This is a genomic window from Spirillospora sp. NPDC049024 (genome assembly GCF_040649235.1).
Classification (GTDB): domain Bacteria; phylum Actinomycetota; class Actinomycetes; order Streptosporangiales; family Streptosporangiaceae; genus Spirillospora.
In genome coordinates, this window is record NZ_JBEZFD010000007.1 from 385,714 (window position 1) to 394,608 (window position 8,895).

Genomic DNA, 8,895 nt, shown 5'->3' on the forward strand with positions numbered 1-8,895 from the left:
CTCCCGGGTCTCGCTGCGCCGCGGTCGCGGCGGACTGTCGCTTGTCCTCGAAGACGTCTCACGCCTCTTCCCGTAGGACAACGTACCTCGCTACATGGCCATTCCGCTTCTCGGCGATGTTTAACGCCATGGGCGGGTGCGTTCTACGTCACACCGCCACCACCCCGGTGTGTGTGCCATCATTAGTCGTCAAAGCGACGATAAGTCCCGTCGCGAAGGGAGACCGCCGTGACCACCCCAGTGCGCGACCTTCCGCTGCTGCTGCTCGGCAGCGGTGCCGACCCCGCGAGCGAACGCGGCGTGGACTGCCCCGGCGAGCTGCCGCAGGCGTCCGACCCCGCCCTCGTCGAGCGGGCCCGCGCCGCCAAGGCGGCGCTCGGCGACCGGGTGTTCGTACTCGGCCACCACTACCAGCGCGACGAGGTCATCCAGTTCGCCGACGTCACCGGCGACTCGTTCAAGCTGGCCCAGCGGGCCGCGGCCCGCCCCGAGGCGCCCTACATCGTCTTCTGCGGCGTCCACTTCATGGCGGAGTCGGCCGACATCCTGACCGCCGCCCACCAGCGGGTGATCCTGCCGGACCTCGGCGCCGGCTGCTCGATGGCCGACATGGCGACCTTCGACCAGGTCGAGGAGTGCTGGGAGGTCCTGGAGGACGCCGGCGTCGCCGACGACGTCGTGCCCGTCACCTACATGAACTCCTCGGCCGACATCAAGGGCTTCGTCGGGCGGCACGGCGGCGTGGTGTGCACCTCGTCCAACGCCAAGCGCGCCCTCGACTGGGCCTACGGCAAGGGCAAGAAGGTCCTGTTCCTGCCCGACCAGCACCTCGGGCGCAACACCGCGGTCCTGGAGATGGGCTTCTCGCTGGACGACTGCGTCGTCTACAGCCCGCACCGCCGCGAGGGCGGCCTCACGCACGGGCGACTGCGGGACGCCAAGATGATCCTGTGGCGCGGCCACTGCTCGGTGCACGGCCGGTTCAGCAAGGAGTCGGTCGACGACGTCCGCGCGCGGGTGCCCGGCGTGAACGTCCTCGTGCACCCCGAGTGCCGCCACGAGGTCGTCACGGCCGCCGACCGGATCGGCTCGACGGAGTACATCATCAAGACGATCGAGGCCGCCGAGCCCGGATCGTCCTGGGCCATCGGCACGGAGCTGAACCTCGTCCGGCGGCTGGCGAACGCCCACCCGGACAAGAACGTCATGTTCCTCGACAAGACCGTCTGCTACTGCTCGACGATGAACCGGATCGACCTGCCGCACCTGGTGCTGTCGCTGGAGTCGCTGGCCGCCGGCGAGGTCGAGAACGTCATCGAGGTGGACGAGGAGACCGCGCACTACGCCCGCGTGGCCCTGGACCAGATGCTCGCCCTGCCCTGACCGGGCGCCGGGCATCCGGAGGCCGGAGGGAGCAGGGGCCGGAGGGATCAGAGGCCGGGGGCGCCCCAGACGGGGAACCACCGGCCCAGGTCCTGTTCGAACCGCAGGTCCGCGCCGATCGCGCCGCGCACCTGGAGTTCGAGCGCGTTGTCGCGCTGGGGGGACGGCGGGGCGTAGCCATGGGGGTGAGACACAGCTCCGGGGAGCGGCGCGAACGGGTAGAACGTGCCGCGCTTGTAGAGGTAGACGAGCGCGAGGCGCTGCCCCTCCGGCCCCTTGAACCCGACGAGGGAGCACAGCAGGTGCGGGCCGAACCCGCCCCCCTCCAGCGTCGCGTTCACCGCGTGCAGGTCGGTGACGAGGTCGGGCAGCTCCTCGGGCCGGTGCTCGGCGAGCAGCCAGGTGTAGCCGTAGCCGTCGGTGCTGATCTGGACCTTGGGGCCCTCGTCGGCGTCCAGCAGCTCCTGGACGTCGGCCTGGAGCCGTGCGAACGCGCCGCCCTCGGCCGCGCGGAAGCACACCGAGCCGAGCCCGGTCGGGGTGAACCCCGTCGCCGCCTCGAGGGTGACGGCCGCCGTCGACAGCCCGAAGATCTGGTCGAGGTCGGGCTTGGCCGGCTTGGACCGGCCGAGCAGGGTGTCCAGGAACCCCACGGATCACACTCCCCTGCTGAGCTGCTCGGAGATCTTCGACAGCTGTGCGAGGCGCCGGTCCAGCGACGGGTGGGTGGAGAACAGCGCCGAGACGCTGACGCCCCTGCCGAGCGCCGGGGTGAAGAAGAACGCGTTGAACGCCTGCGAGGAGCGCAGGTCGCTGGTCGGGATCCGCGCGATCTCGCCGCTGACCTTCGTCAGCGCGCTGGCGAGGGCGGAGGGGCGGCCGGTCAGCAGCGCGGCGGCGCGGTCGGCCGACAGCTCGCGGTAGCGCGACAGGGCGCGGGTGAGCAGGAAGCTGACCGCGTAGGCGAGCGCGCTGGCCGCGACGACGGCGAGCAGGATCAGCCCGGTGTTCTGGTCGTTGCTGCGGCGGCCGAACCCGCCCCACAGGCCCCACTGGAGCCCGAACCGGGTGATCAGGCCGGCGAGGATGCCGAGGAACGAGGCGACCGTCATGACCGCGACGTCCTTGTGCGCGACGTGCGCCATCTCGTGCGCGAGCACGCCCTCCAGCTCGACCGGGTCGAGCCGGCGCAGGAGGCCGGTCGTCACGCAGACGACCGCCTTCTTCTGGTTGCGGCCGGTGGCGAACGCGTTCGGCACGTCGGTGTCGGCGATCGCGACCCGCGGCTTGGGGGCGTCCGACATCGCGCAGATGCGGTCGATGACGCCGTGCAGCTCGGGCGCCTCCTCAGGGGAGACGACCCGGCCGTGCATGGCGAACAGCGTCATGCGGTCGGAGAAGAAGTACTGGGCGAGGAGGAACAGCACCGCGAAGACCAGCGCGACGCCGGCCCAATTCGGTACGAAGACGAAAAAAGCCCCCACAAAGACGACGTACACCAGCCCCAGCAGGAACATCGTCACGAGCATGCGCGATGTCAGCCCCCGGTCGGAGGCGTAACGCGTCCTGGCCATTCGGCCACCCCCAGTCCTTGCTCCTATTCACTTGTACGAACGCCCGGAGCACGGGTTTTGTGCCCGGATGTCCATAACATCACCCCCGCTTGCCCCCGCGCGGACCGTCCCGGAGGACGGCCCTGGGCCCCTGCCGGGTCAGTCCGGGATGAGGCCCTCGTCCCCCAGCATGGAGCGCACCTCGTCGATGTGCGCGTCGGCCGGGGGCAGGATCAGCTCGGACGGCTCCAGGCTGTCCGGCGGCAGCGGCTTGCCCACCTTGCGGACGTTTTCCAGCAGGGCGTGCAGCGCGGTGCGGAACGCGGTCTCGTCACCCGACTCGATCGCCGCCTCGAGCTCGGCGTCGAGGGTGTTGAGGGAGGACAGCTCGTCCTCGGCCACGTCCAGCTGGCCCTCCCCCATCAGGCGGACGATCACTGGGCACCCCCGGGGTTCTGCGGCCACGGGGCCTGCTGGGGGGTGTCCTGCTGCTGCTGGTGCGGCTGCGCGGTCGGCGAGCCCTGGTTCAGCTCCTTGGGCGCGGGGCCCTGGCCGAGTTCGGCCTTGAGGCGCTCCAGCTCCATGTCGACGCCGGGGCCGGAGCCCATCCGGTCGAGCTCGGCCTGGATGTCGTCCTTCGGCCCGGAGAAGTCCTCCAGGGCGCCGGAGGCCAGCAGCTCGTCGATCGCGCCGGCGCGGGCCTTCATCGTGTCGGTCTTCTCCTCGGCGCGCTGGATCGCCAGGCCGACGTCGCCCATCTCCTCGGAGATGCCGGAGAACGCCTCGTTGATCTTGGTCTGCGCCTCGGCGGCCGTGTAGGTCGCCTTGATCGTCTCCTTGCGGGTGCGGAAGGAGTCGACCTTGGCCTGCAGCCGCTGGGAGGCGAGCGTGAGCTTCTCCTCCTCGCCCTGCAGCTGCTGGTACTGCCCGCGCAGGTCGTTCAGCTGGCCCTCCAGGCCGGCGCGGCGGGTCAGCGCCTCGCGGGCGAGGTCCTCGCGGCCCACCTGCAGCGCCTTCTTGCCCTGGTCGGTCAGCTTGCTCTGCTGCTGTTCGAGCTGGTTGATCTGCAGCTCGAGACGCTTGCGCGAGGTGGCGACGTCGGCGACCCCGCGACGGACCTTCTGCAGCATCTCCAGCTGGCGCTGGTAGGAGTAATCGAGGGTCTCCCGAGGGTCTTCCATCCGGTCCAGGGCCTTGTTCGCCTTGGACTTGAAGATCATCGACATTCGCTTCATCACGCTCATCGCGCGGCGCCGGTCCCTTCGTGCTGTCGCCTCAGTCGTGAACTGGGCTCAATGACCACTGCTGGGGTTCTTATCACCCTACGCGTTAACGCGCGAGGCAGCCACGATGTTCGCAGCCGGTAGGCTGATACCTGTGTTCAAGCGTCGTACCCCGGAGGCCCCGCCGGATCCTCCTCAGGTAGTAAAGCCCGGCGGCAAGGGCCGCCCCACGCCCAAGCGGAGCGAGGCCGAGAAGCGCCGCCGCCAGCCGATCACGGCGCCGGCCAGCCGCAAGGAGGCCTACCGCAAGGTGCGGGAGCGGCAGGCCGTCGAGCGCGCCAAGGCGCGCGAGGGCATGGCCAAGGGCGACGAGAAGCACATGCTCAAGCGGGACAGGGGCCCCGTCCGCCGGCTGGCGCGCAACTACGTCGACGCCCGCCGCACGTTCGGCTCCTACCTGATGTACCTCATGTTCGCGCTGGTGCTGCTGAGCATGCTGCCGATCCCGGCGGCCAAGCTGCTGGTGCTGTTCGTGCCGCCGCTGCTGCTCCTCGTGGTGTTCGCGGAGGGCCTGATGCTGAGCCGCGGCATCAAGCGGCTGGCCGCCGAGCGCTACCCCGGCGAGGACTCCAAGGGCGTCGGCATGTACGCCGCGATGCGCGCGATGCAGATCCGCCGGCTGCGGATCCCGAACCCCCAGGTGCGGATCGGCGAGAAGGACAAGGTCTGAGGACGGGCCCCGGAGAGGGCTCCGGTGACGGGGCCCGGCCGGTGTCCTGCGCTGCGCAGGCGGGGGCGTTCTCCGCGCATCGCACGATCAACCCGGGGCTAGGGTCGGGGCCATGGAGTTCCGAAACCTGGGCCGGAGCGGTCTGAAGATCAGCGAGATCGCGTACGGCAACTGGCTCACCCACGGCTCGCAGGTCGAGGAGGACGCGGCGCGCGCCTGCGTGCGCGCCGCCCTCGACGAGGGCGTCACCACGTTCGACACCGCCGACGTCTACGCCGGCACGCGCGCCGAGGAGGTCCTCGGGCGCGCGCTGAAGGGGCAGCGGCGCGAGGGGCTGGAGATCTTCACCAAGGTCTACTGGCCCACCGGCCCCGGGGTGAACGACCGGGGGCTTTCGCGCAAGCACGTCTTCGAGTCGATCCACGGGTCGCTGCGCCGCCTCGGCACCGACTACGTGGACCTCTACCAGGCCCACCGGTTCGACTACGAGACCCCGCTCGAGGAGACCCTGCGGGCCTTCGACGACCTCGTCCGGCAGGGCAAGGTCCTCTACGTCGGCGTGTCGGAGTGGCGGGCCGAGGAGATCGAGCGCGCCCTCAAGATCGCCGACGAGATGGGCTTCGACCGGATCGTCTCCAGCCAGCCGCAGTACTCGATGCTGTGGCGGGTCATCGAGGAGGAGGTCGTCCCGCTCTGCGAGCGCGAGGGCGTCGGGCAGATCGTCTGGTCGCCGATCGCGCAGGGCGTCCTGACCGGCAAGTACAAGCCGGGGCAGCCGCTGCCGGAGGGGTCGCGCGCCACCGACGACAAGGGCGGCGCCGACATGATCAAGCGCTACCTCGACGACGACCTGCTGACCCGCGTGCAGAACCTGCGGCCGGTCGCGGACGACCTCGGCCTGTCGATGGCGCAGCTCGCGATCGCCTGGACGCTGCAGAACCCGAACGTCTCGGCCGCGATCGTCGGCGCGTCCCGCCCCGAGCAGGTCGCCGACAACGTGAAGGCGGCCGGGGTGAAGCTGGACGCCGACGTGATGAAGCGGATCGACGAGATCCTCGGCGGGGTCGTCATCCGCGACCCGGCCAAGACCGTCAGCCCGCGCCGGCGCCCCTGAGCCGGGCAGGTGCCGGAGGGCCGCGGAGCGCGACGCTCCGCGGCCCTCGCCGTTCGCGGCCCCGCCGCCCCGGGTCGCCGGGGCGGGTCACTCGGGGTCGTGCAGGCTCATCCCGTAGACGACGGTGTCGCCGTCCAGCAGGGCGACCTTGTCGACCTCGCCGGCGCGCAGCCCCCGCCAGTTCTCCCCCAGCCAGCTCTCCGCGTCCGCCTGGGTGGAGAAGGTCTCCTCCGACATGCCGATCATGTGCCCGTCGGCCTTCTCCAGCCGCCAGCTCCACGCCATCGCCCTCGACCTCCCTCGTCGCGGTGAGACTAGCCGGTCAGGACGCGGCCTCTACGGCGCGACGCAGCGCGTCCGGGCTTTCGATGTCGGACTGGGCGAGCGTCCGCCCGTTGACCCGCACGCTGGGCGTGCCCTGGATCCCGGACGAGATGTAACCCTGGCTGACGGTCCGCACGCCGGCCGCGTAGCGCTGGCTCTTCACGCACGAGGTGAACTCGCTGCTCGTCAGCCCGAGCGGCGCCGCGTAGGCCAGCAGCTCCTCCGCCTTGTAGCCCGGGGTGCTCTCGGTCGCGGGCTGATGGGCGTAGAGGGCGTCCTGGTAGGACAGCCAGTGCGCGCCGTCGGTGACGCAGCGCAGCGCCGCCGCGGCCCGCAGCGAGTTGTCGTGGGCCGGCTGGGTCCCCTCGCCGAAGATCAGCATGGGGTGGAAGACGACCTTGGCGCGGCCCTCGACGGCCAGCCGCTTGAGCATCGGGTCGTGCTTGCGGTCGAAGGCGCCGCACGGCGGGCAGGCGAAGTCCTCGTAGATGTCGACGACCGGGGACGTGACGCCCGGACGCGCCATGACGAGGCTGCCGTCCGCGAGGGGCGTGGCCTCCGCGCCGCCGGCGATCTTGCCGACCCGCAGCTGCCGGTCCCCGCCGCCGTCTCCCCCGCCGTCGTCCCCCCGGACGAGGAGGGCGAACACGACGCCCGCGACCAGCACCAGCGCCAGCCCGGCGCCGACCAGCGCGATCACCAGGCCGCCGCCGCCCCGGCGTCCGGGCGGCGGCGTTCCGGGCGGCGGCATCGGGGGCGTGCCGGGCGGATAGGACGGCCCGGCGGGCCAGCCCTGGCCCGGGGGCGGTCCCGGCGCGGGTCCGCCCGGCGGGACGTGAGGCGGGCCGTAGGGCGGCTGCTGCCCGCCCTGGCCCGGTTGCGGGGGCCAGGGCGCGTTCGGGGGGTTGCCCACCGGACTCCTCCAGGGGGGACGTCGTGATCCTTCGAGCCGAGCGTAACCGTAGAGTTCCGCACGGGATGAACATCGAGCTTCGCGGCGTCGCCGCCGCACAGGGCTGGCCGGCCCCGGGGTGCCGGTGCGCGTCGTGCGGCCGGCTGCGCTCGGCCGGCGTCCGGCACGCGCCGTTCTCCGCCGTGGTCGACGGCGTCGCGCTGGAGGACCTGCCGCGCACGGACGTGCCCGGCGGGTACGAGGTCATCGCGCCCGGCGGAGGGCGGGCGCTGGTGGCGGCGGGTCCGGGGACCCGGCCGGAGCCGCCGGCGGGCGCCGAGTACGAGGCCGTGCTGCTGGACCTTGCGGGTTCTCCGGAGCACCTGGGGTACCTGCGCCGCGTCGGGGCCGTGACGCCGGCGACGCGGGTCGAGGCCGTGCACGTCGACCACCGCCTGCCCTCGCCGTCCGAGCTGGAGCGGCGCATGGCCTTCTGGAACCGCTCGGAGCACGGCCCGTTCCGGACGCTGCTCCTCGGGGGCGGCCGGTCGGGCAAGTCGGCCGAGGCGGAGCGGCGCCTGGCCGCGTGCCCGGACGTCCTCTACATCGCGACCGGCCCGGTCCGGGACGACGACCCCGGGTGGGCCGAGCGCGTCGCCGCGCACCGGCTCCGCCGCCCGGCATGGTGGCGCACGGCGGAGACGACCGATCTCGCGGAGGCGCTCGCGTCCGCGACCGGCCCGGTGCTGGTGGACGGCATCGGCACCTGGCTCGCGGCCGCGATGGCCGAGACGGACGCCTGGGAGGAGCCGTCGCGGGTGCGGCCGCTGGTGGACGGCCTCGTCGCGGCCTGGCGGGGCACGGCGGCGCGGGTCGTCGCGGTGAGCGACGAGGTCGGGCTGTCGCTGGTGCCCACGACTCCGTCCGGGCGCGCGTTCCGCGACGCCCTCGGCCTGGTCAACCAGCGGCTCGCGGCCGAGTCCGAGGAGGCGGCGCTGGTCGTCGCGGGCCGCGTCATGGAACTCGGATGACCGGCAGGGGACCCCGATGACCGCGGGCCTGCGGCTGGCGGTCACGCTGCTCACCGTCGTCCCGCTGCGCACCGGCCGGGTCGACCGGGACGCGGCGCGCTCGGCCATGCTGCTCGCCCCCGCCGCCGGGCTGGTCCCCGGCGGCGCCGCCGCGCTGGTCCTGCTGGCCGGCGAGGCGCTCGGCCTGTCCCGCCTGCTCGCGGCGGCGCTCGCGGTCGCCGCGACGGCGGCGGCCACCCGGGCGCTGCACCTGGACGGCCTCGCCGACCTCGCGGACGGGCTCGGCAGCGGGCGCCCCGCGGCCGAGGCGCTGGCGGTCATGAAGCGGTCCGACATCGGCCCGTTCGGCGTCGTCACCCTGCTGCTGGCGCTGCTCGTCCAGGCGGCCGCGCTGGCCTCGGCGCCGGACCCGGCCGTCGCCGCGCTCGTCGCGGCGGTCACCGGCCGCCTGGCGCTGCCCTGGGCCTGCCGCACCGGCGTGCCGTCCGCGCGGCCCGGCGGCCTCGGGGCGCTGGTGGCGGGCACGGTGCCGGCGCGCGCCGCGTTCGCCGCCACGGCCGTCGTGCTCGCCGCCGCGGCGGCCGCGGGCGCCGCCGCCGGCGGCCTCGGCGGCGCGCTGCACGGCGCGGCGGCGGTGGCCGCCGG

Annotated in this window: 11 protein-coding genes; 5 read left to right on the forward strand and 6 right to left on the reverse strand. The window is 73.0% G+C overall.

The features are described 5' to 3' along the window. The first annotated feature begins 228 nt into the window (after positions 1 to 228). Positions 229 to 1,383, forward strand: a complete 1,155-nt coding sequence (nadA, locus tag AB0C21_RS16380) for a quinolinate synthase NadA (RefSeq protein ID WP_500204944.1) — start codon at positions 229 to 231, stop codon at positions 1,381 to 1,383. A gap of 47 nt (positions 1,384 to 1,430) precedes the next feature. On the opposite strand, the gene pspAB is transcribed toward nadA, so the two are convergent. The 4 genes from pspAB to AB0C21_RS16400 form a co-directional block, all read right to left on the reverse strand. Then, positions 1,431 to 2,036 carry a PspA-associated protein PspAB gene (gene pspAB / locus AB0C21_RS16385; RefSeq protein ID WP_500204945.1) on the reverse strand — a complete coding sequence of 202 codons (606 nt, stop codon included), beginning with the start codon at positions 2,034 to 2,036 and terminating at the stop codon, positions 1,431 to 1,433. A 3-nt stretch (positions 2,037 to 2,039) separates the two neighbouring features. After that, on the reverse strand, positions 2,040 to 2,957 hold the full coding sequence (gene htpX / locus AB0C21_RS16390) for a zinc metalloprotease HtpX (RefSeq protein WP_500204946.1): 918 nt from the start codon (positions 2,955 to 2,957) through the stop codon (positions 2,040 to 2,042). 138 nt (positions 2,958 to 3,095) lie between these two features. Next, positions 3,096 to 3,374, reverse strand: coding sequence for a PspA-associated protein PspAA (pspAA, locus tag AB0C21_RS16395; RefSeq protein WP_149257453.1), 279 nt, complete (start codon positions 3,372 to 3,374; stop codon positions 3,096 to 3,098). Further along, positions 3,371 to 4,180, reverse strand: coding sequence for a PspA/IM30 family protein (locus AB0C21_RS16400; RefSeq protein WP_500204947.1), 810 nt, complete (start codon positions 4,178 to 4,180; stop codon positions 3,371 to 3,373). Before AB0C21_RS16400 ends, pspAA begins: the two co-directional genes overlap by 4 nt. A gap of 133 nt (positions 4,181 to 4,313) precedes the next feature. On the opposite strand from AB0C21_RS16400, the gene AB0C21_RS16405 reads away from it, so the two are divergent. Together AB0C21_RS16405 and AB0C21_RS16410 are read left to right on the forward strand one after the other, a co-directional pair. Then, positions 4,314 to 4,889: a DUF3043 domain-containing protein gene (locus AB0C21_RS16405; RefSeq protein ID WP_235036557.1), complete on the forward strand. Its 576-nt coding sequence runs from the start codon at positions 4,314 to 4,316 to the stop codon at positions 4,887 to 4,889. A 112-nt stretch (positions 4,890 to 5,001) separates the two neighbouring features. Continuing rightward, complete coding sequence (locus tag AB0C21_RS16410; RefSeq protein WP_500204948.1) at positions 5,002 to 6,003, forward strand: aldo/keto reductase family protein; 1,002 nt, start codon at positions 5,002 to 5,004, stop codon at positions 6,001 to 6,003. 87 nt (positions 6,004 to 6,090) lie between these two features. Here AB0C21_RS16410 and AB0C21_RS16415 read toward each other — a convergent pair whose 3' ends face one another. Together AB0C21_RS16415 and AB0C21_RS16420 are read right to left on the reverse strand one after the other, a co-directional pair. Further along, positions 6,091 to 6,288 carry a hypothetical protein gene (locus tag AB0C21_RS16415; RefSeq protein ID WP_500204949.1) on the reverse strand — a complete coding sequence of 66 codons (198 nt, stop codon included), beginning with the start codon at positions 6,286 to 6,288 and terminating at the stop codon, positions 6,091 to 6,093. A gap of 37 nt (positions 6,289 to 6,325) precedes the next feature. Then, the gene (locus tag AB0C21_RS16420) at positions 6,326 to 7,240 is read right to left on the reverse strand and encodes a DsbA family protein (protein WP_500204950.1); all 915 of its coding nucleotides are present in this window, start codon (positions 7,238 to 7,240) and stop codon (positions 6,326 to 6,328) included. A 65-nt stretch (positions 7,241 to 7,305) separates the two neighbouring features. On the opposite strand from AB0C21_RS16420, the gene AB0C21_RS16425 reads away from it, so the two are divergent. Together AB0C21_RS16425 and AB0C21_RS16430 are read left to right on the forward strand one after the other, a co-directional pair. After that, a complete protein-coding gene (locus AB0C21_RS16425; protein WP_500204951.1) occupies positions 7,306 to 8,250 on the forward strand; it encodes a bifunctional adenosylcobinamide kinase/adenosylcobinamide-phosphate guanylyltransferase in 945 nt (314 codons plus the stop codon). Between the two features lie 16 nt (positions 8,251 to 8,266). Beyond that, the coding region (locus tag AB0C21_RS16430; protein ID WP_500204952.1) for an adenosylcobinamide-GDP ribazoletransferase at positions 8,267 to 8,895 on the forward strand (629 nt) is incomplete at its 3' end.

Bases quoted from the DNA above. Each gene is read 5' to 3' on its own strand.
- htpX (WP_500204946.1), bottom strand. From the start codon at position 2,957: ATGGCCAGGACGCGTTACGCCTCCGACCGGGGGCTGACATCGCGCATG.
- AB0C21_RS16400 (WP_500204947.1), bottom strand. From the start codon at position 4,180: ATGAGCGTGATGAAGCGAATGTCGATGATCTTCAAGTCCAAGGCGAAC.
- AB0C21_RS16410 (WP_500204948.1), top strand. From the start codon at position 5,002: ATGGAGTTCCGAAACCTGGGCCGGAGCGGTCTGAAGATCAGCGAGATC.
- AB0C21_RS16415 (WP_500204949.1), bottom strand. From the start codon at position 6,288: ATGGCGTGGAGCTGGCGGCTGGAGAAGGCCGACGGGCACATGATCGGC.
- AB0C21_RS16425 (WP_500204951.1), top strand. From the start codon at position 7,306: ATGAACATCGAGCTTCGCGGCGTCGCCGCCGCACAGGGCTGGCCGGCC.